This window comes from Corallococcus sp. AB032C, assembly GCF_003668935.1.
In the GTDB taxonomy this organism is placed as follows: domain Bacteria; phylum Myxococcota; class Myxococcia; order Myxococcales; family Myxococcaceae; genus Corallococcus; species Corallococcus exiguus.
In genome coordinates, this window is sequence record NZ_RAWP01000013.1 from 108,389 (window position 1) to 129,083 (window position 20,695).

Annotated in this window: 14 protein-coding genes; 6 read left to right on the forward strand and 8 right to left on the reverse strand. The window is 71.6% G+C overall.

All coding sequences use genetic code 11. The annotated features are described in order from the left end of the window. Positions 1-23: 23 nt before the first annotated feature. Genes D7X99_RS08370 through D7X99_RS08380 form a run of 3 tightly spaced genes read right to left on the reverse strand, consistent with a single transcriptional unit; the run spans position 24 to position 3,659 of the window. Positions 24-1,937: a hypothetical protein gene (locus D7X99_RS08370; RefSeq protein WP_147476076.1), complete on the reverse strand. Its 1,914-nt coding sequence runs from the start codon at positions 1,935-1,937 to the stop codon at positions 24-26. Beyond that, complete coding sequence (locus D7X99_RS08375; protein ID WP_121777302.1) at positions 1,934-2,665, reverse strand: PIG-L deacetylase family protein; 732 nt, start codon at positions 2,663-2,665, stop codon at positions 1,934-1,936. The genes D7X99_RS08370 and D7X99_RS08375 overlap by 4 nt, the downstream gene beginning before the upstream one ends. After that, a complete protein-coding gene (locus D7X99_RS08380; protein WP_147476077.1) occupies positions 2,658-3,659 on the reverse strand; it encodes a hypothetical protein in 1,002 nt (333 codons plus the stop codon). The genes D7X99_RS08375 and D7X99_RS08380 overlap by 8 nt, the downstream gene beginning before the upstream one ends. A 387-nt stretch (positions 3,660-4,046) precedes the next feature. On the opposite strand from D7X99_RS08380, the gene D7X99_RS08385 reads away from it, so the two are divergent. From D7X99_RS08385 to D7X99_RS08400, 4 genes are all read left to right on the forward strand, one after another. Beyond that, a complete protein-coding gene (locus D7X99_RS08385) occupies positions 4,047-4,394 on the forward strand; it encodes a PEGA domain-containing protein (protein ID WP_158626956.1) in 348 nt (115 codons plus the stop codon). Positions 4,395-4,450: 56 nt separating this feature from the next. Continuing rightward, a complete protein-coding gene (locus D7X99_RS08390; protein WP_121777305.1) occupies positions 4,451-6,403 on the forward strand; it encodes a protein kinase in 1,953 nt (650 codons plus the stop codon). 98 nt (positions 6,404-6,501) lie between these two features. Next, positions 6,502-7,719 carry a hypothetical protein gene (locus D7X99_RS08395; RefSeq protein ID WP_147476078.1) on the forward strand — a complete coding sequence of 406 codons (1,218 nt, stop codon included), beginning with the start codon at positions 6,502-6,504 and terminating at the stop codon, positions 7,717-7,719. 148 nt (positions 7,720-7,867) lie between these two features. Next, positions 7,868-8,788 (forward strand): serine protease, encoded by a 921-nt coding sequence (locus tag D7X99_RS08400; protein ID WP_121777307.1) that lies wholly within the window; start codon positions 7,868-7,870, stop codon positions 8,786-8,788. Here the strand turns inward: D7X99_RS08400 and D7X99_RS08405 are convergent. After that, positions 8,781-9,611, reverse strand: coding sequence for a hypothetical protein (locus D7X99_RS08405; RefSeq protein ID WP_121777308.1), 831 nt, complete (start codon positions 9,609-9,611; stop codon positions 8,781-8,783). The two genes, D7X99_RS08400 and D7X99_RS08405, sit on opposite strands and share 8 nt — an antisense overlap. A gap of 436 nt (positions 9,612-10,047) precedes the next feature. Here D7X99_RS08405 and D7X99_RS08410 point away from each other — a divergent pair, with 436 nt between their 5' ends. Continuing rightward, positions 10,048-11,007, forward strand: a complete 960-nt coding sequence (locus D7X99_RS08410; protein ID WP_121777309.1) for an alpha/beta fold hydrolase — start codon at positions 10,048-10,050, stop codon at positions 11,005-11,007. A gap of 1 nt (position 11,008) precedes the next feature. Here the strand turns inward: D7X99_RS08410 and D7X99_RS08415 are convergent, their stop codons facing one another. Further along, entirely contained in the window at positions 11,009-12,565 is a 1,557-nt protein-coding gene (locus D7X99_RS08415) for a general secretion pathway protein GspE (RefSeq protein ID WP_121777310.1), read from the reverse strand. A gap of 59 nt (positions 12,566-12,624) precedes the next feature. Next, positions 12,625-13,014, reverse strand: a complete 390-nt coding sequence (locus D7X99_RS08420; RefSeq protein WP_121777311.1) for a VOC family protein — start codon at positions 13,012-13,014, stop codon at positions 12,625-12,627. A gap of 27 nt (positions 13,015-13,041) precedes the next feature. Here D7X99_RS08420 and D7X99_RS08425 point away from each other — a divergent pair, with 27 nt between their 5' ends. After that, entirely contained in the window at positions 13,042-14,397 is a 1,356-nt protein-coding gene (locus D7X99_RS08425) for a DUF4388 domain-containing protein (RefSeq protein WP_121777312.1), read from the forward strand. On the opposite strand, the gene D7X99_RS08430 is transcribed toward D7X99_RS08425, so the two are convergent. Together D7X99_RS08430 and D7X99_RS08435 are read right to left on the reverse strand one after the other, a co-directional pair. Then, the gene (locus D7X99_RS08430) at positions 14,381-17,512 is read right to left on the reverse strand and encodes a hypothetical protein (RefSeq protein WP_121777313.1); all 3,132 of its coding nucleotides are present in this window, start codon (positions 17,510-17,512) and stop codon (positions 14,381-14,383) included. The genes D7X99_RS08425 and D7X99_RS08430 overlap by 17 nt on opposite strands. Positions 17,513-17,527: 15 nt before the next feature. After that, positions 17,528-20,695, reverse strand: a 3,168-nt coding sequence (locus tag D7X99_RS08435; RefSeq protein ID WP_121777314.1) for a flagellar motor protein, incomplete at its 5' end; no start/stop codon positions are given.

Consider the following 20,695-nt stretch of genomic DNA (forward strand, 5'->3'; position numbering starts at 1 on the left):
TTGAAAGGGATTCCGCCAGGGGCTCAGCCATGGGCCGCGCTCCAGTCGGACACGTCCTGCGCCTCCTCCTTCGGGAAGCGGAGCAGCGGCAGCAGCTGCTCGCGGATGAGCGGCTCCCAGTGCAGCCGCTCTGACAGCGCCCAGCCCGTAGCGAGCAGGAGGCGGCCTTCGTGCGCGTCACGCGGAAGCCGCCGCACCACCTCCTCCGCCACGCGCACCGCGGTGCGCAGCTCCTCATCCCGCAGGACGCTGGCGGGCAGCGCCTTCCAGGTCTCCATCGAGTGCGCCAGGCCCGCGGCCCGAGCATCCGCCACCGGGTCCGACACCACGAGGTTCGGATGCGCGGCCTCCGACAGCCCCTGCCGCTCGCACACCGCCTTCAGCGCACGCCGGGCGCCGCTGGTCCCGGAGATGACGCAGATGGCGCCGCAGCCCAGGGCCTCCAGCTGCGCCAGGCCATAGGACTCATACAGCGACTGCCCCAGGGACACGTCCGTGGCGCGGTGCAGGTCGTCCCGCGTGAAGTCCAGACCCGCGGGCCACGTGGGCTGGTTCACCAGCGCGATGTGCAGGCCCGTGTCCTTCGCGTTGAACGCGTCCACCCGCGTCTTCAGGGCGCGCAGGTTGTCGGACGGCTCCGCCTCGTTCCACTCCGTCACCATCATCAGCAGCGCGGGCTTGCGCTCCGGCGGCAGCAGCGTGGCCAGGTGCTCGCACACGTCCACGTCGCGCCAGAGCCCCTTGCAGACCTCGTCCCGCGCGATGTGCGTGAGCAGCAGGCGGAAGTCCTTCCCCCACGCCTTGCGCGCATGGGCCAGCACCTTCGCGCGCGCGGCCTCCTTCGCGTCCCAGCCCGTCTCGATGGGCCGGTGCCCGTGGGGTACCACCGTCACCGGCTGGAGCGCATAACGCCCATCCAGGAACCGCAGCTCGTCCGCCACGGACGCGCTCACCGCGCCCACGCGGTCACACAGGTGGCCGTTGCGCAGGATTTGAAAGTTGGGCCAGGTGCTCACGGGGTACACCTGGTCCAGCGTCTTCCCCTGCTCCAGCCCCAGCCGCTGGATGTTGTAGAAGCGCGCGTCGGACGCGCCCTGCCCTGCCTCGCCGTACTCCACGAGCACGCGGGGCGTGCGCACCTCGCCCGCGTAGTACACGGTGCGGCACCAGCGCCGCCCATCGAGCAGCGCCTTGTACGCGAGCGGCAGCGACAGGTGCTCCTGCGCCAGGATGACCGTCCCCGCCCCGTCCTTCGGGCGCAGCCGCTCCAGCGCGTCGAACACGGGCTCCGCGAGCACGATGGCCAGCATCGCGTCGTGGTCCAACGCGGGCGCGTCCAGGAGGCCGTGCCGGACCGCCTTGCGGAACAGGCGGTTGACCCAGGGCGCCGCGCCCAGCCGCGTGCCGAAGCGCTGGCGCCACACGCGTGACAGCCCCCGCCACGCCGCCGGACGCGGACCCCGGCAGTCGAACGGGAGGTCCACCCCGAGCAGCGTGTGCAGCCGCGCGAGGAACTTCGGCAGCGTGCCCATCCTCACCCGGTAGCCCCGGAGCACATCCGTGAGGTCCACGAGCAGCACCTCCACCGGACCGCCCGGAGCGTCGCGCCGCCCGTAGACGAACGACACGTCGTGCTGCTCCTCCACCGGCCGGAAGACGCGCTCCCACCGCTCCGGGTTGTCCCGGCGCAGGCCGCTGTAGAACACCTCGCCGTGCGTCTCCAGGTCGCGCGCCAGCGACTCCTCCGGCGCGTAGCTCCCCAGGCCGCACGGCCGCACCGTGGGGCTCACCAGCAGCGTGCGCGGGAAGGCCTGCCGGTACTCGGGCGCGGACAGCAGGTGCTCCAGCACCACGCCCATCCCACCCAGCGTGCGCGTGGCCTCATAGGAGAGGTGCACCAGCATCTCCCCCTCCGCCCAGGGCTCCCGCGTGCTCATGGCGCCACCGTCCACACGCGCTCGGCCATTCCCCGGCCCGCGCCCAGCCGCCGCGCGTGCGACTCCACCGCGGGCAGCGTCTGGGGCTCCAGCTGGCTCGCGTAGAAGGACAGCCCGCGCAGCTTCGCGGACCACAGCGTCGTCACGTCCAGGCACCGGGGCGACAGCCCGAGCGCCCACGCGTAGTCGACGATCTCATCCTCCGGGTGGTGCGCGGAGTACGGCAGGTCCTCGTAGTAGACGACGTTGCGATCTCCGCGCAGGGCCCGCACCGCGTCGCGCACCATCAAGTGGTCCGCGTGGCTGGAGATGCCCAGCGGCACGTAGCAGACCGCGTCCTGGGACACGCTCGCCAGCACCTCGTCCAGCGCCAGCAGCACGCGCGAGGCCAGCGCCGACCGCGCCTCCTCCGACTCCACGGGGCCGCCCGGTGGCGCGCGGAGGCTGGTGTCGCGGAAGCCCAGGTGCACCAGGTCCAACCCGTGCGCCCGGGCGAATCTCCGGTCCTCGCCCATCCGCAGCGACGTCACCGCCATGGCCCGCGACGGGTCCACCGGCAGCACGAACTCCCAGCAGCTCTGGGAGAAGACCGTGACGAGCGTGGGCACGATGCCCCGGGGCACGTCGAGCAGGCTCGCGTACGCCCCCAGCGCCACGTCGTCCGGATGCGGGGAGAAGAAGACGTGCTCCGGCCCCTCGTTCCTTCCATTGCGCGCGCGCTCAGCCACGGGCGCCTCCCGCGAGCGGCGGCGCGGGCCACGCGTCCAGCGGCAGGTCGTGCAGGTCGCCCTCGGGCGTCACGAAGCCCAGGATGACCACGCGCTCACCGTCGTTGTGCACCGTGTGCCGGAAGGCCCGCACCGGCGCGTCCAGCTCGCGCGTCAGCCCTTCGGAGAAGCGGCCGGAGGTGATGAGCCAGTGCCCTTCGTCATTGGGCATGAGGCGCGGCGTGTTCCCGTCCAGCCACACCAGGCCCGGCCGGGACTCGCCCAGGTTGAAGGTGAAGAAGCTCTTGTCCGAGTGCGGCTCCGACGCGTGCGCCACCACGTCCCGCCTGCGCCGCGCGGTGCTGGGAGCGTGGTACTTCACGAACCGCACCGCCCCTTCCGTGCGGCGGCGGAACAGCCGCGTGAGCCCCCCGGCGCGCAGGCCGTAGCCCAGCTCCAGCGCCTCCAGCAGCACGACGCCCACGGCGTGACAGGCGTCGTACGCGTCCTCCGAGGCCTCCAGGAGCTCCCGCACCGGCTCCGGCACCACGCGGCGGCGGAAGACCGTCCACGTCGCGGGCTTGGCCATGAAGGCCTCGATGGGCTGCCGCACCACCGGCGACTGGGGGTACCAGGTGGCGTTGTAGCCCGTCTCGAACACCGTGGCCGCGGGCAGGAGCGCGTGCAGGTACGGATGCGCCAGCAGCGCGTGCTGGAAGGTTGCCTCGTAGCGCTCGAACAGCCCCGTCAGGGCGTGGCGCTCCAGGAAGGCCGTGGGGCGCTCCAGGTAGAAGAAGCCGCGCTCCGACAGCTGGGTGACAAGGCGCCGCGCGAAGGACTCCCGCTGGCGCGGCGTCCCGGACACGAAGTCCTCCAGCTTGAGCGGCCGGATGCCCGCGAAGCGCTGGGGCTGACGGCGCACGAGGCCGTCCCGCGCGGAGGTGACGGGTCTGGGTGGCAGGGACGGTGCCGGTGTCCGTGGCGCGGTGGCGGGCATGGGATGTCGGGTCGTCATGGGTGGGATTCAGGCTGGAACGTGTCGCAGGCTACGGGTGGCGTCTGACATGCGTGGATCCTCCCGGACCCGGACCCGGGTCCAATGCCTCTCAAACCCAGCCACCTCCCAGGTCGCACGGCACACACGCTCCGTCACTCACGCGTGCGGGGTCGCGCTCCGCGGACGGGCGCCATCCGTCCACCTGGAAACATCCCATCTCGCCTCGGGAAAATGACCCGGACCGGTGGGTCCGGAAGACACCTCCGGGTGCGCTGATTTCACCGACTTGTACGGGTGGGAACAGCGATTGCGACGCGGGGGCCGGTGCCTTGACGGAGGCCCGCGCGCGCGCGCCCAATCCCTGTCATGCCTCCGCATACGAGACGTCTGCTCATCCCGCTCCTCATGGCTGGTACCTGCGCCTGTGCCCGCGCGCCTGTCTCGCGGGACGGGGATGCCCTGGAGGCCCTGCGGGTGGAGGCCATCCGTCCGCCGATGCCGGCGCCCCGCGCGGCGCGGGTGGAGCGCCCGGTGACGACGGGGCTGCGCCTGGACGTGATGCCGGACGGTGCGCGCGTCTTCGTGGACGGCCGCGCGATGGGGCTCGCGAGGCACCTGGGGACGCTGCTGCCGCTTTCGCCCGGGGTCCACCAGGTGAGCGTCCGGCTGGAGGGCCACGCCACGTGGCGGGCCGAGGTGATGGTGGGCGACCGGCCGGAGCCCATCCAGGTGACGTTGACCGCTTCGCCGTGACGCGAAGCGGGCCGTGACGCGAACCACACCGTCCATCAGAGGGGGGAGGCACAGGCGTGAAGCTGCCAAAGAGGAAGGGCCGGCTGTTCCGGCTGCCGTTCGCGGATGCGCCGGAGTCGCGCGCGCGGCTGTGGAAGAGCATGACGGAGCACGGCCTGTTCGTTCCCGAGGACGCGCCGAAGCCCATCGGGACGGAGTTCGCGCTCCAGGTGGCCTTCCAGGGGGACGGGCCCTCCGTGTCCGGTCGCGTGCGGGTGATGGAGCACGGCGTGTCCGGCTGGGTGCGCGGCTACTTCGTGAAGTTCGTCGCGCTGGACGCTGGCAGCCTTCCCCTGCCCCTGAGCCCTCGCGAGCCGCCCGCCCTCGCGACGGTGGAGGATCCCGCCGCGAGCACGTCCGCGGGTGCGCCCGTGGGGAACGAGGCTTCGTGGCGAGAGGAGCCGACGCCGGTGGGCATCCGGCCGCGCTCCACGGTGGATGGCACGTCCGCGCTGAATGACTATTCGCACCTGGAGCTGCTGCACGCGCGCGACCCGGAGGCGTGGCAGGGCGGGCTGCGGCCGTTCGACGCGTTCGGGCCGTACCAGTTGCTCCAACGGCTGGGCGCGGGCGGCATGGCGGAGGTGATCCTCGCCCGGCGCACGATGGCGGAGGGCGTGGACAAGCTGGTGGCGCTCAAGCTGGTGTTCCAGGAGTACGCGCGGCACCCTCGCCTGTCGGAGCTGTTCCTCACCGAGGCGCGGCTGAGCGCCACGTTGCAGCACCCCAACGTCATCCAGGTGTTCGACGTGGGCAGCGCGGCGGGCCGACCCTTCATGGCGATGGAGTACGTGCACGGCCGCAATGGCTCGGACCTGGTGCAGGCGCTGCGGCAGCGCGGGCGCCCGCCGCCGGTGGCGTTGGCGGTGACCATCGCCATCGAGCTGGGCAAGGCTCTGGAGTACCTGCACGGGCAGCGCGACCTGGACGGGCGTCCACTGCACCTGGTGCACCGCGACGTGAGCCCGGGCAACCTGCTCGTTGGGCTGCACGGCGAGGTGAAGCTGGTGGACATGGGGGTGGCGTCCGCCAGCATCGCGAGCGGAAATGATCTGCTGGTGGTGGGCAAGCGCGCGTACATGGCGCCGGAGCAGGCCGCCGGAGGACGCCCGGATCCCGCGTGGGACGTCCACGGCATGGGGCTGGTGCTCTATGAGCTGCTCACGCTGCACCGGGCCTCGGAGGCCACCCGTGGCACGGACGGGCCTTCCGGATTGTTGAAGCCGTCGCAGTTCAATTCCCAGGTGACACCGGAACTGGAGCGGCTGGTGCAGTGGGCCACCGCGCCGGAGCCGTCCTCCCGGGCCCCCAGCGCGAAGGTGCTGCGGCATGCGCTGGAGCGCGTGCGGAGCACCCTGCCTCCCTTCGACCTGGTGCAGACGATGCACGAGTTGTTCGGCGAAGCGCTGGACCGGGGCCGGCGCGAGGCGGAGGTGTTGATGGGGACCGCGCGGGGCAAGGACCGGCCGCACGCGTCCCCTCGGTACCGCCGGTGGCGCATCGCCGTGGAGCAGCGCATTCCAGTGGCCGTGAAGCTGGCGGTCGCGCGGCATGGCAGGGCGCTGCGGTGGAGCGCGCTGGTGTTCACTGCCCTCTGCGCGACGGGTGCGGCGCTGATGTGGCCGCTGCATGTGAGGGAGGTGGAGCTGGCCGGGCATCTGTCCCGTGCGGACCGGCTCATCGCGGTGGCGAAGCTGTCGGGCGCGGGAGAGGACACGGCGCTGGCACAGCTGCGGGCCGCGCGGGCGCTGCGGCCCGAGGATCCTCGCGTGCGTTCGCGACTGGCGGCGTTGGCGGATGCGTTCGAACGGCTGGCGGCGGAGGCCACGCAGCGCGGAGACGTCACGGAGGCGATGGCGCACCTGCGCGCCGCGCTGGAGGCGGCACCGGAGCGGAGCGCTACCCGTGTCCAGCTCCGCTTCCTGGAGGAGGAGCTCCGCAAGGCGCCTTCCGGTTGGAGGGTGCGATGAGCGCGGCGCCTTTGGCGATCCATCGGGCGCGTGGGCTCCGGAGTCATGAGGACATGCGAGCTTTCGGGATTCCGCGTCGGGGCGCCATGGGGTGCGTCGTGCTTCTGATGGTCGCGGGCTGCTCGCGGACCTCGGAGGAAGAGGGAGCGTCGGAGACCGTGTCGCGGGAGCTGTCCGCCATCGTGGCCACCTGCGCTGTCGCGCGCGGCCCTGTCGACACGCTGCGCACGGCGAATGCTTACTGGGAGCCGTTCGAAGCGGGCGCCACGTTCCGCTCCGGCGACTGGGTGCGCACCGGGCCGGATGCGTCCACGCGCATCGAACTTCGGGGTGGTGGACGCATCGAACTGGAGGAGCGCACCGTGGTGATGGTGGAGCGGCCCGCGCCCCCAGCGAGCGGTGGTTCGGTGGTGGCGCTGGAGTCAGGCACGGCCCGGGGCCTGCTGCCCGAGGACGCGCTGCCGGATGGCCCGCTCGTGCTTCGCGGAGACAACGGACGGCAGGTGGCGCTCACCGTGGAAGCGCACGCCGGCCCGGCGGAGTTCCGCGTCACCCGCACCGCGCGTGGCATGCACCTCAGCGTCTCTCGCGGACGGCTGCTGCTGTCCGAGGGCACGCACCGCCGCACGCTCGAGGCCGGCAACTGGCTGGATGTCGCGCGCGGCCTGGAGGACACCGAGCATGACGGCCCGCCCTTCCCCACCAGCCTCTCTCCAGGCGTGGACGCGCGCATCGCGTGGAGTCCGGAGCTGCGTATCCCGTTGAGCTGGAAGCCACTGGATGGCGCTCGGAGCTACCAGGTGCAGGTGGCGCGCGACCTGGGCTTCACCCAGCGCATCGTGGATACGCAGGTGGAGAGCCCGGACTTCACGTTCCTCCCGCCGGAGCCCGGCATGTTCGTCTGGCGTGTGTCCGCGCTGGATGAGGCAGGACGGCCGGGTGAGTCCGGCTTCGCTCGCCGCATCTTCGTGGAGCGCCAGCGGCCCCGGGGCCTGCTCGTCACGCCTCGCGATGGCTACGAGGCCCCGAACAACACCACCGCGGAGGACCTCGTCTTCGCGTGGCAGTCCATTGGCGGTGAGCCACGCTACCGGCTGGTCGTCGCGCGTGACCGGGAGCTGCGGCACCCGGTGCTCGTGCGCGAGGGCAGCCCGCAGCAGGTGGTGCTGCCCGGCCTCGCTCCCGGTGAGTACTACTGGGGCGTGTACGTGGCGGAGGACCCGCCCGTGCCGCTGTTCCAGAAGGCCCGCAGGCTGGTGGTACCTGGGCCTCCCGGGGCCCGCGCACACGACGCGGTTCCGTCCGTGGAACGCTGACGCGTCATGCACCTCCGCTGACATGTCACACGGAGACGAAGACGACGTGCCGACGCACGTCCAGGTGCGCGTCTCGTCCGGACAGCCAAGGCGCATGAACGCGGCACGTCGATTGCTGTCTCTCTCCGCACTTGTTCCAGGAGAATGCATGCGCTTCATGAGCGGAGTCGTCGTCGCGGTCGGTCTTCTCGGGTGCGGTGGTCCGGAGGCCGATCAGGCCCCCATCGATACAGTGGGTCACACCGACCAGGAAATCGTGGGAGGCGTCGAGGCCCGGCCGAATTCCCACCCCTGGATTGTCAGCCTGCAGCAGGACGGCAGCCATTTTTGCGGGGGCAGCCTGGTGAGAGTGGGCGACAAGGAGGAGAGCGACATCGTCATCACCGCGGCCCATTGCGTCTATGACGGTCTCTCCAACGCCACGGCGGTCGCCGGGGCGCATGACCTGTACCGCCCCACGTCCACGCAAGTGACAGTCCGGGTGACGAAGGCCGTCTACCACCCGCAGTACAATCCGGACACGACGCTGAACGACATCGCCGTCCTCAAGCTCGAAAAGCCCATCAAGTTCGACACGACCGTCGCCAGGGCTTGCGGCCAGTCCTCTGTCATGCGCCCCAACCTGGCCCCGCAGCTCGCGGGCAGCAACACGCGCGTCCCTGTTTGCATCCCAGCCTCCGGGGAGCGCGTCGCTGAAAACACGATGGCGACGGTCGCGGGCTGGGGCCTGACACGGGAGGGTGGCCAAGACACGTCCAGCATCCTGCTGCAGGTCGGAGTCCCCGTCCTCAGGCATCAGGACGTCGCCAACAGCTACAGGGCACAAGGAATCGTCATCGACGAAAACGCCATGCTCGGGGCTGGGTACAAGCAGGGGGGCAAGGACGCATGCCAGGGCGACAGCGGCGGGCCGCTCGTCGTCAAGGGCGCCCAGGGCTACGTGCTCCAGGGCATCGTGAGCTTCGGGGTGGGTTGTGCGCGGGCAGGACTGCCCGGCATCTACACGCGCGTCTCCAACTACATCCCGTGGATCAACACGCAGATCCGGAGCCTCAGCGCCGTCAGGTAGGGCGCGCGGCAAGGGCTGCCTTCGCCAACTCCAGGTCCGTGTAGAGGCTCGCCTCGGGGATTCCCGCCTCCTTCAACTGACGAGCGGCGATGCGGTTGACCCACCACACCGTCCCCCCGGGACGCTGGTGAAACCGGGCGAAGCGCGGATAGAGCAGCGTCCCCATTCCCTCGAAACCCGTCAGATCCATCAACAGCGGTGTTTCTGGGGGAGTCGCCGCGAAGAGCGAGTCCAGGGCCTCGGACGACAACGACGACAGCCCTCCAAAGAGACGAACGCGGCGCGGCGTCTCCTGGAACACCTTCACGGGGAGCCCCGCATCCAGGTAGCCGTGGATGCCTTCCAGAAACGTGATGCTGCCGGCCTCGCGAGCCAGCTCGGTCGCGAGCCGGAAGAGCGCCAGGACCAGGACATGATGCCGGGGCGCATGGTGGGCGTCCGGGCTCCACGCGACGAAGCCGCGCTCTTCGCCCGAATGACGGAGGCGGAAATAGAGGCTGATTCCATCCATCCCGATGACGTCCGAGTCGGTCATCCCCAACGGATCCAGGCTCGCGACTTCATCGAGGAACTGGCGTCCTCGCTCCTGGGGAATGGGCACACACTCCGCGAGGGGCAGGCTCTCGCTGGCAATCACCAGGGTGCCGTGGGTTTCGCGGAAGATCGTGGCGAGCGCGCCCTTCTCGAAGAACGAGGGGCTGAGCTCGACGCCCTGGAACGTCGCGGGACGCGGAGGCAGGTGCAGCCGGGGAACGCGCTTGTCCTCCTCCTCCACAATCACCTTGAACCCACAGGCCTCCGCCGCCGCACGGAGCTCGAGCATCTCCGGGTGCGAGAGTCTCCGCCCCGTCCACCCCGGCAGACCTCGATATTGGTCGCGCACACACTGAATCGACTCCTTCGCGTGGACGGGGAGGATCTGCCGCAGGGAGGCCGCCTCTTTCAGCGTCAGTTCGGGCCCACGCCAGGGAATCTGGACGCGCCATCCAGACGCCGTCCCAGGGGTGGGCGCACAGCAGGCAGCCGCCATGGCCTGGTCGCATCGAAGACAGGGTGTGAAGACGTTGCCACGCTCGATGGTGGAACCCCCGAAGCTCCCTCCGCAGCGGGGACAGGCCTGGCGCTCTTCCGGCTCGTCGTTCAACGCAAGCTCCACGTCGCGAGTGCGGCGGGAGGCCGGCACGGTCCCTTATGATACGTGCCGTGTCACGGGCCGTCCGCCGCCAGGCGCCTGTCCCCCCTTCGTCCCGGGTGAATGCATGCTCGTCGCTCTTGGAGTCCTCGCTGGCGCCGCCGTGCTGGTGCCCACCGCGCGCTGGTGGTTGATGCACAGGGTGGGCACGCCCCGCGCGAGCGAGCCCTTCGACGGACATGTCTACCGGGTGGGCAAGGCCGTCATCGCCGAACGGCGCTGCGAGCAGCCCCGCGCCACGGTCATCGTCATGCACGGCTTCGTGGCGGACATGCGCTACTTCACGCACCACTACCGCGAGCCCGACCTCCAGCTCATCCTGCTGACGAGCTGCGACTACCACCTGCCCATCACCGACCCTCGCGAGGAACCCGCCCCCTGGGCCAAGGTGCCTGCCGAACCGGAGGGCACCATCTCCCATGACGCCGCGGTGCTGGTGCAGGCCCTGGAGCACCTGCCCCGGACGGACGTCGTGCGCGTCCATGGACATTCGCGCGGAGGCGCCGTGGTCCTGGAGGCCGCGAAGCTGCGGCCGGACCTCTTCGAACGGGTGGAGGTCGTGCTGGAGGCGCCCGTGCTCCCGCAGGCCCGCCCCTACCGGAGCCTGACGCCCTCGCAGCTCTGGCTGCTGCCGTTCCTCATCCCGCTGTGGCGGCTCGCGCCCATCGCGAAGCACAACCGGGGCGCATGGGGGCCGCTGGAGAATGCTCGCAAGCGCGAGCTCATCATGGCCTTCCCGTTCAACCCCAAGCGGGTGGCGACGATGATGGCCAACCTGCGGGACATCGAAGCCTGGAGCCAGGCTCGCGATGCGTCCCTGTTCGGCAACCTGCGACGCGGCACGGTGCTCGTTCCGGGGAAGGACCGGGTGCTGGAATCCGCGTCCATGCGGGAGAGCGCCGGGCGCGCGAAGCCAGGGCTCGACGTGGTGGAGCTGGATGGGTGCAGCCACTTCGTCCTGTGGGACCGCCCGGATGCCATGCCCATGCTGGCGCACACACCTGAACGGTCCACCGGCGGCGATTGAGCTACGCGCTCTTGCGACGCCGCATCATCGCTTCGTACGAACGGCCCACGCCCTGGGAGAGGATGAGCAGCTCGCCCACGTCCGGCGGGGTGAACTGCTCCGCTCCGTTGTCCACGTAGAGCAGGTGGACCACCTTGCCGCGCACGAGCAGCGGCAGGATGACCGCCGTGGTGGGGAACCCGCCGCCGAGCAGTTGGTAGAACATGCCCATCGCCGCGTCGCGCTTCACCGGACCGACGTAGTGGGAGCGCAGGTCGCGCACGAGGCGGAAGGTGCTCTGGTCGCGCAGCGGCACGCCGATGCGGCGGACGCCTTCGTCGCTCACGCCCTGCCCCATGCCGTGCCAGCCGGTGACGAGGTTGCCTTGCACGGACAGCAGCAGGCACCGGCGCCACTTGCCCATCGCGAAGCGGAGCACCGTGCGGGCCACGTCCTCGCGGTCCGAGCTGCGCGCAAGCTCCGCCTGGGCCTCCGGGAACGTGAGCGGCGTGGGAGGGGGCGCCACCGGCTTCGCGGCCACGGGCGGGCTCGCGGCGGCGCCCGGCGGCATCGCGCCCGCCGCACTGGCCTGGGCCGCGACGTGCGCGGGGACACCCTGCGCACCCGCCTGAGCCGCCACCTGCGCGGGCACGCCGCGCGCTCCGGCTTGTGCCGCCAGATGCGCGGGCACCGCTTGAGCTCCGGGCTGACCTGCCACCTGCGCGGGCACTCCCGGCTGACCGGCCATGTGCGCGGGCACTCCCTGCTTCGCCGCGCCCTGACCCGCCGGACTCGCGGCGCCACGGGCCATCTGCGCGGGCACTCCCTGCGCGGGGACGGACGGAGCGATGTGCGCGGGGATGTCCACTCGCGGCGGCACGGCCGCTCCGGGACGCGCCTGCGCCGGCATCGCGGGTCGGCCCTGGGGCGGCGTGACCACGGGCGCCTCCACCACCTCCTCGCCGGTGATGATGATCTCCCCTTCCAGCACGTCCGCTTCCGCATCCGAGCCACCGCGCAGCGCCTGCGCGTAGACGGACTGGAACTCCTCCTCGCTCATCAGGTCCGGCGGCCGCTCCGCCGCCTTCGCCAGCTCCGCCGCCGCCGCGCCCTTCGCGGGCCTCGGGCGCACGGCGTTCATGTCGATGGCTCGCAGCTGCCGGAACGCCTTCGCGTGCCGCCGGAGCAGCTGGTTCATCCGGAACTCGGGGATGACCACCGGCACCACGCGCTTGCCCGTCTTGAACGCGATGGCGTCCAACGTCGTGAAGTCATGCGGGTTCAGCACCGCGACGCTCAGGCGCGTCGCGTCCGCCCGCATCGGCAGGTATTCCTTGTCGTCCGCATCGTTGGGGTTCACCAGCGCCACGGCCTTCGGGTCGGGCACCATCTCCCCGGACGCGTAGGCGCAGTTGTGAATCCGACCCAGCGCCTTGGACAGGTCCTGCTCGGACAGGAGCCCCAGCTCCACCAGGTTCGTCCCCAGCCGGCCGCCGTGGACCACCTGGGACTCCAGCGCCTCCTCCAGCCCCGCCGCCGACACGAGGCCGTCCTTCACGAGCAATTCACCCAGGCGCATGGGGCCGCTTGTAGCCATGCCCCGTCACCCTCCGCAAGCACCCGGCCGGGCACGCGCCCCTAGTCGTCTGGATGGTGGCTCAGCCCCACCCGGTTGCCCTCCGGGTCCCTGACGTAGAGCGTCCAGCGCGTCTCGTGCTCCAGCGGCACGCCCGCGCGGGCCAAGGTCTCCACCACCCCACCCCGCGCCTCGCGGGATATCCGGAACACGAGCATCAGCAGCCCCGGCGCCGCATGGCGGAACGGCACGACCTCCGGCGTTCCGTCCACCGCCTCGATGGCCAGGAAGGCGCCCCCTGGGACGCCTACCCAGATGCTCCGCAGGGTGCCGTCCTCCCGCAGGTGGCGCTTGAGTTCCGGAAAGCCCAGCAGGTCGCGATAGAACACCGTCACGCGCTCCACGTTCTTCGCTTGAATCGCCACGTGGTGGAAGCCCTGAACGTCCTTCATGGGGTTGATGGTAGGGTCTGCCGGCCCATGGCGCGACTGCTCATCGTGGAGGACAACCAGGAACTCGCCTCCCTCATCGCCACGGTCGCGGAGACCCGAGGCCATGAGGCGGTCACCGTCTTCACGGGTGAGTCCGCGCTGGAGGCCCTGGGTCCCCACTCGCGCTTCGACGCCGCGCTGGTGGACCTGCTGCTGCCGGACATCCGCGGCAGCGAGGTGCTGGGTGCCCTGCGCGCGCACGCCATCCCCGCCATCGCCGTCAGCGGCGTGTACAAGGGCGACCGCTTCGCCCAGGAGGCCACGCGGATCCACGGCGCCTGCGCCTTCTTCGAGAAGCCCTTCGAACTGGACGGCGTGATCAACGCGCTGGAGGAGGCCGCGGGCGTGCCGCCCGTGACGCACGGAGAGCTGCTCGACGAGGTGGACCTGCTCGTCCTGGAGGAGCTGGTCCAGGAGACGCCCGCGGCGGATGAGCCCGCGCTCGAGTCCGTCCTCTCCCCGTCCGAGCCCGCCGAACCCGCGCCCCCGGAAGAGCCCGCCGGCGTGTCGGAGGCCCTGCCCCTGCCCTTCGCGCAGCGTGGCGCCGTGTGGACGGAGGCCGCGCCCGCGCCCGTGCGTCAGCGGCGTCAGTTGCCGGAGTGGTCGCTCGGCGGAGACCTGGCGCACACGTCGGTGCCGCGCCTGCTCAACGCCTATTACGAAGCGCGCCACCACGGCGAGCTGAAGCTGCGCCAGGGCACGGTGCTCAAGGTCGTCTACTTCGAGGCGGGCCGCGTGGTGTACGCCGCGTCCAACCTGGCCCCGGAGCGCTTCGGCCGCTTCTGCCTGCGCAAGGGCGCGCTCACGGAGGCGCAGCTCGCGGAGGCCGCGGGCTACGCGCGCGAGCACTCGCTGCGCACCGGCGACGCCCTGCTCAAGCGCGGCCTGCTCTCCCCCAAGCAGCGCCGTCAGCTGCTGGAGGAGCAGGTGAAGGACATCCTCTGGTCCACCTTCGCGTGGACGGAGGGCGGCTACGGCTTCAGCCCCATGCGGCCGCAGCGCGCGGACCTGGTGCCGCTGTCGCTCTTCCCAGGCGACCTCATCCTTGAAGGCGTCACGCGCACGGAGACGCTGGTGGCGCTGCGCCAGCGCATGGCGCCCGGGCGCCGCCTGTTCCCCACGGCGGATCCCCCCTACGGCCTGCACGAGCTGAAGCTGGCGGGGCCCCAGGCGATGCTGCTCGCGTTCGCGGACGGCACGAAGACGGTGGAGGACCTGCTCGCCCTCACGGACCTGTCCGAGCGCGAGGCCCTGGCCACCCTGCGCGGCCTGGAGCTGTCCGGCGTGCTGGAGGAGCGTCAGCAGACGCCCAACCGCCGCCAGCGCATCAGCTTCGGGCTCTGACGCCCCGCCGGCGCCGCGCGGCCCACGCCAGCGCGCCCAGCCCGAACGCCGTCACGCCCGAGCCACCGCCGGAGCAGCCGCAGCCCGACATGGAGGGAGGCGGAGGCTCCGTGTGCGACACGACGACCTCGCGCAGCGACGCCGTGCCCGAGAACTTCGGCGGATCCAGGAGCGCCGTGCGCACCACGTAGGTGAGCGTCGCGGTCGAGCCCGCGGTCAGCGGCACCGGATCCACCGCGAAGTGCTGCGCGGACGCGTCCGCCGGCGTCACCGGCCGGCCATTCAACGTCACGCTCTGGGGCACCACCTGCGCGCCGGTGACGGTCTCCTGGTAGCGGATGGAGCTCACGTCGCAGGCAGTGTCGTTGCGCAGCGTCACCGTGACGCCCACCTGGCCGGAGTTGACGCCCTCGCCCGTCTCCGTGCGCCGCTCCACCGTCACGAAGGGCCGCGCGCCAATGCGCACCGCTTGCTCGCGCTCCGCCCCGCTGGCGCCCTCGCCCTCGGCCGACACCTTCAGGGTGACGAACTCGCCCACCAGGGACTCCAGCTGCGTGTCCACCGTGGCCAGCGACGCCCAGTCATCCTGGGTGACGGGCGGCGCCAGCTCCGGTCCTCCGGCAGGGTCCCACTTCAGTTTCACCGCCGAGCAGGCTCCCTCCGGAATCGTCTGGCGCAGCGTGCCCCGGGCGCCCTCGCCGCAGGTGGCGATGAGCTCACCGCTCAGCTCGCCCAGCACCACCTCGCGCGCCGGCCGGAAGAATTCCGTCGTCGCCTCCGGCGCCATGACGCCGCCATCGGGCAGGGTCTCATGCACGCGCGCGCGCACGGTGTAGTTGCCGCTGCCGCACGTGGGGGGCAGGTCCAGCGCGAAGTCGCCTCCGCCTCCGGTGGCCGTCCACGTGTCGAACACCTTCTTGGGGTCGTCCCGGTCCTCGAGCGTCACCACCGTGGAGAGGAAACGCATGCCCGTGCAGTTGAGTGGCTGCTTGCCCGTCAAGGACACGTGGCCGCGCAGCATGCGCTCCTCCGCCGGGTCCAGCGTCACCAGGGTATTCATCGATTCCAGGGGCAGCCAGCGCGGCTTCACCGTGATTTCCACGTCGGCCGTGGGGCTGTCGAGGACGAAGCCCTCCACGGTGATGCGATTGAAGGCACGCAGCTTCAGCTTCAAGGCCTCCACGCACGTCGCCCCGTCAAGCAGCACGGAGTTGCCCTCGACGGGTTCCTGGTCCACGGGATGCAGGTCGTCCCTCTGGACGGCCGTCACCGTCGCGCCCGAGGGCTTCTCCAGGACCGACCAGAACGTCGACACCGGCGGCAGTCCTGGCGTTCCGGGAGAGCCTCCGCACACGTGGGTTGCCTGGGGAAGCAAAGCCGTTCCGGAGAGGGCTTCACGCGAGGAGGTGGTAAACGGGACCACAGGGGGGCCCCAGGGGTGGAGCCGCACCGTGACGGTCGAGGGCGGGGAGTCCCAGGTTCCGTCATTCGCCGTCACCGCGTAGGTGAATTTGGCCGTGCCCGGCTTGCAGCGGTCCTCCCGGGTGGAAGGAGGCGTGAACGTGGCCACGCCCGCGTCCACCGCGAGCCCGGGTGCCCCGGGGGGCGCTGTCCACGTGTACTTGAAGGGCGCGCAGCCGGTGGAGCCCGGCGTGGCGGTGAAGGTGCCGGAAGGCCCTCCCACGAAGAAGTCGTTGCCCTCCACCGCGTCGACGGTCACCTGGGGCGCGCCAGGCTTGACGGTGTGGTTCACCACCAGCTTCACCGCCTTCCGCGTGTCGTGCGCGCGCAGACCGTCGGAGGCCACCACGTCCAGCCAGGACGTCTCGGACGCACAGATGCCCGAAGGCGCGGTGAGCTTCAGCTTGAGCCCGTTGTCTTCGCGCGAGTCGAGCGGCCCCTGCTCGACAATGAGCCGACTGCCCGGCGCACGCACCGTGGCCGACAGCCGCACCGCGTCCCCGTCCGGGTCGCGCAGCTTGAGCTCCACGTCCTCTGTCTTGCCCTCGTCCACGGAGAGGGTGTCACGCAGCTCGCTCACGTTGGGCGGGCTCGCGTTCTCGTAGATGAGGACGTTCCGCGTGGGCTCGCCGAGGATGGCGACGCAGTAGGACGCGTCCGCGCAAGCCAGCTGCACCGCGGCCTGGGTGATACCCGTGGGCAGCTGCGTGTTCTGTCTCCAGAGCGTGCCTGGGAGCGCGGGCGGAACCACCGGCTCCGCGCTGTACGCCGCCACCTTGCCGTCCTGCTTGAGGAACAGCAGCCCGAAGCCCGTCCCCGCGCTGGAGCCGCTCGCCGTGTCGAACGCGAGCGCGTCGACGTCGGACACACCGGGCGCCAGCGGAATGGACTCGAATGGGACGATGGAGCCGCCCAGGGTCCCGCGGAAGAGGCCCGTATCGTTGCCGAAGAACGCGAGCGGCTGGTCCGGCGTCGTGCCCGGCAGCAGCGCCACGCTACGGGCCCCTTTCGGCGGGAAGATGCCCGTGGCCAGGAAGTAGAGCTCGGTTGTGCCCCGGTACCAGAGAAAGGCGGCGGTATTCGAGGGCTGGGCCACGGCGAACAGCGCCTGCGGCTGACCATCCGCCTGCGGGGGCAGCACCGCGAGCGGCGGCTGGGCGCTCAGGCCCGGCACCGAAGGCGTCAGGCCGCCCCACTCGGCCGAGCCCTCTTTCGGGAGGAGCGAGGTCCGGAACTGCGGTACGTGCAGCGGCGGCTCGTCGGCGACGGCGTAACCCACGCCCCCGTCCGCCGTCGCCGTAACGCGCGCGGCCTTCACCACGTACTCGTTGCCGTCATCGGGGAACAGGTGCTTGCCGTCATCCGCGAGCGAGCAACCGCCCACGCTCTGGAGCGTCCCGTCCAGACGGATGCCCACGACGCAGGCGGTGCCGCGCAGGAAGCTGCCCGCCATGCCCACGTTCAGGGTCGTCACGACGCCGTCGCGCGACACATACAGCTGGCCGTCGGTCGCCACGGCGAAGAAGCCGGGCCGGAAGACGGTCACGTCCTTCGGGGTTCCCCCCTGGGTTTCGATGTGGGTCCACTCGGCGCGAGCCACGCCCGCGCACAACCCCAGTCCCAGGATGAGCCACCCGAATCGCACGTTCGTCATCCCTCTGCCCGGCGCCTACCAGGCCACTTCCGCCCGGAGATAGAGGCGATCCGGAGCATCCTCCGATTCGGCCTCCAGACCCAAGCCGCTGAACCCCAGGACCGTGTACCCCAGGGCCACCCGCAGGCGCTCGTCCAGCCGGTAAGCGACCTCTGGCCGGAGCGCCGTCAGGCCCTGATCGTCCGCCGCCGAGGTACGCCGGGCGGCCTCCACCGCGACCTCCAGTCCGCCCAGCAGCCGCACCGAGGGCCGCAGCGTGCCCGTCCACACCCAGCGCGAGGACTCGCCCAGGCTGGAGCGTCCGACGTGCAGGCCGGACGCCACGGAGAGCCGCTCGCCCAGCCGCACCGCCGGCATCAGCGACACCGTCTGGAGCATCCGGTCTCCGAACGCGAAGCGGGCGCCCGGGGACAGCTCGCGTGAGAGACCGTAGCGGGCCACCACCAGCCAGGGGCCGGGCCGCCAGACGAGCGCCGCGAACCCTTGCGCGAACCGGGCCTCCAGCCCTTCCTGTCCCGCGGTGTGCGCGAAGTCCAACCGTCCGGAGGCCGTCACGTCCTTCATCAACTGGCCTTCCGCGGCCAGCGCCAGCACCACCTGGGTGCGGTCCACCGGGCCAGAGGCGCCACGCACGGGCGTGCCCTCTTCATGGCGCAGCTCGGCGCGCACGTCCGCGCGGAAGCGCTCGCGCAACCACTGCGCGGACACGCTGGCCACGTCGCGCGTGAGGTCGCTCTGGATGTCCAGCGGGCTGCGCACGCCGCGCTCGTAGCGGGCACCCGCGCTGAAGCCGCTCTGTCCCGCCGCCCACTGGAAGCCCACGGCGCGCGCCCGCCGCATCGAAATGGCGTCGTGCGCGCTCACGTCCTCCACGAACAAGGTGGTGCCATCTCCGACCTCCGTGCGAGCGCCCGTCACCGCGCGGCCCGCGCCAAAGTCCGGCCCGTCCACGTCCACGGAGTAGCCGCCGTAGTAGGTCTCGCGGCCGCGCTGGACGCGCGCATCCAGCCAGGCCTGGGGGCCCAGCTCCGGGCCCCAGCCGGCCTTCACGCCCACGGCGGCGTCGTCGTCCAGTTGCACCTCCACGCCCGCGGAGGTGAACGTGTCGTTCATGCGGCCCAGGCCTTCGCCGCGCTCGATCAGCCGCTGCCGGTGCGCCGCGGACACGGTGAGGCGGGACGTCAGCACACGGGACACCGATACGCCCAGGGACGTCCGGCCGCCTTCGAGCGCGGGGCCCTCGCCGGGCACCTCCGTGGCACGCAGCCAGCTGTCGCGCAGCTCCAGGCGCACGCTTCCGTCGTAGCGCTCATAGGCCACGGCGGCGCCCAGCGTGCGGGCACCGAAGGGCGTGTTTTCGAAAGGCAGGCGCGGATCCGCGGAGCGCCGCTCGTCGCCCAGGAGCGTGATCGCCACCGGGCCCACGGGCTGCGTGGCGCGCAGGGACAGCTGCCGGAAGCGGGCCGCGTCCAGGTGCTCGCCGTCGGAGAAGCCTCTCGAGCGCTCGCGCCACGCGGCGTCCACGGAGCCCCCCTTCCCGGGGCCCAGCACGCCGGGGCCACTCACGCGCAGGGTCACCGCGCCGCCATGGTCGTCCAGCGTGCCCACCGGGCGGAGGAAGGACAGGCCGCCGTCGTCCGACACGCCGAAGACGGTGGGCTCCACCGCGATGCCCCGGCTGCTCGCGGCCTCGGCGAGGAGCGAGTATCCCCACAGCTTCGTCTGTCCCCGCCCCGACAGGAGCTGGAAGGGGGCTCCCAGCCGGCGCTCGCGCACGGCGGCCAGGGCGACGGTGGAGTCGCGCCAGCGCGCCCAGGCTTCGCCGCCCACCGAGTCGCGCGGATCCCCCGTGTGCAGCACGGCGTAGTCCACGACGAGCACCGGCGCCGGCGTCTCGGTGAGCGCGTCCGTGCGCAGGAGCGACGCGCCGATGAGGAACGACAGCGGGCGCGCGAGGAGGATGCGGCCCGCCAGGTAATCGATTTCGTAGTCGCGGCCCCGGATGAGGTGCTGTTCGCCCAGCGGCAGGCCGGTGACGCCGTCGCGCACCTCCACGCGAACCAGCTCGGAGCCCTCCGCCACGATGCCGCCGCCCAGGTAGTAGAGGCTGCCGCCCGTGGCAGTCAGCTCCTCGTGCGCGGGCGTCGCGGCCAGGCCACGCGTGGGATCCACGAGCCCGCCAGCGAAGGCGTCCAGCCCCACGCTCACGGGGCCCAGTTGCTCGCGCAGCTCCGCGTAGGGACCGAAGAGGGGGCGGTGGTAGCGGCCCACCTCGCGGTCCTGCAGGAGCGCGCGGTAGGTGCCGAAACCCGCTCGGCCGTACTGCTCGTGCCGCGCTTCCAGGCGCAGGCGTCCCTCCGCGGGGTTGGGCGTGAGAGACACGGAATTATCGCCCCACTCCGCCGGAGCGAGGTCGGGGTCGGGCCAGCGGTCGAAGCGCTCGGGCCTGCGGGGACGCAGCCAGTCCGCGAGCGGCGCGTCGTCCAGCTGGCGCAGGTCGGTGTCGGTGAGGTCCAGCTCGCCCACCACCTGCACGGGCCCCAGCTGGACTTCACCATGGACGGCACCGCGTCCCCGCAACCGGAAGCCACCGCCGGCCGGCGCGATGCTGGCCTCCACGTCGAGCAGGCCCACGACGAAGGGTCGGGCGCGCGCTTCGACGGTCACCGTCACGGCGCTCCAGGACCGCTGCGGAGGGGCCAGCGAGATGGGGACGGTGTTGCGTCCCGGCACGAGCCGTACGGGCAGGCGGACCTCGCCGTCGGGGCCCGCGATGAGCTGGGTGTCAGGGGTCGTCACCTGGGTACCGGGGGCGACCTCCAGACGCAGGAAGGTGTCTCCCGTGGGCAAGGACATGTCCGGGGACAGCCCGCGCAGGGCGCCCAGGCGCACCTTCGCGTGAGGGATGACGATCCAGCCGTGCTCACCGCGCCGAACCACGTCGAAGGATTGCTGGGCGAACTCCACCGCGCCGCCTGACAAGGTGGTGGTGATGGCGATGACGTTCGAGCCCGGCGTCATCAGCACGGTCGCGAGCCACGCGCCGGAGTCCTCCACGGTGGCATCCACGTCGCCCGCGCGGACCCGGTCTCCGGGAGAGGCCTGGCCGGTGATGAGGAAGCGCAGCTTCCCGTTGTCCGCGGCGCGCGCTTCCGGGGGACGGCTCTGCTCGGAGGTGGGGGC

What these genes read in the sequence shown, in the direction of transcription:
- D7X99_RS08370 (WP_147476076.1), bottom strand. Translation starts at nt 1,937, where the DNA reads ATGAGCACGCGGGAGCCCTGGGCGGAGGGGGAGATGCTGGTGCACCTC.
- D7X99_RS08380 (WP_147476077.1), bottom strand. Translation starts at nt 3,659, where the DNA reads ATGACGACCCGACATCCCATGCCCGCCACCGCGCCACGGACACCGGCA.
- D7X99_RS08385 (WP_158626956.1), top strand. Translation starts at nt 4,047, where the DNA reads ATGGCTGGTACCTGCGCCTGTGCCCGCGCGCCTGTCTCGCGGGACGGG.
- D7X99_RS08400 (WP_121777307.1), top strand. Translation starts at nt 7,868, where the DNA reads ATGCGCTTCATGAGCGGAGTCGTCGTCGCGGTCGGTCTTCTCGGGTGC.
- D7X99_RS08405 (WP_121777308.1), bottom strand. Translation starts at nt 9,611, where the DNA reads ATGCTCGAGCTCCGTGCGGCGGCGGAGGCCTGTGGGTTCAAGGTGATT.
- D7X99_RS08410 (WP_121777309.1), top strand. Translation starts at nt 10,048, where the DNA reads ATGCTCGTCGCTCTTGGAGTCCTCGCTGGCGCCGCCGTGCTGGTGCCC.
- D7X99_RS08415 (WP_121777310.1), bottom strand. Translation starts at nt 12,565, where the DNA reads ATGCGCCTGGGTGAATTGCTCGTGAAGGACGGCCTCGTGTCGGCGGCG.
- D7X99_RS08420 (WP_121777311.1), bottom strand. Translation starts at nt 13,014, where the DNA reads ATGAAGGACGTTCAGGGCTTCCACCACGTGGCGATTCAAGCGAAGAAC.
- D7X99_RS08425 (WP_121777312.1), top strand. Translation starts at nt 13,042, where the DNA reads ATGGCGCGACTGCTCATCGTGGAGGACAACCAGGAACTCGCCTCCCTC.
- D7X99_RS08430 (WP_121777313.1), bottom strand. Translation starts at nt 17,512, where the DNA reads ATGACGAACGTGCGATTCGGGTGGCTCATCCTGGGACTGGGGTTGTGC.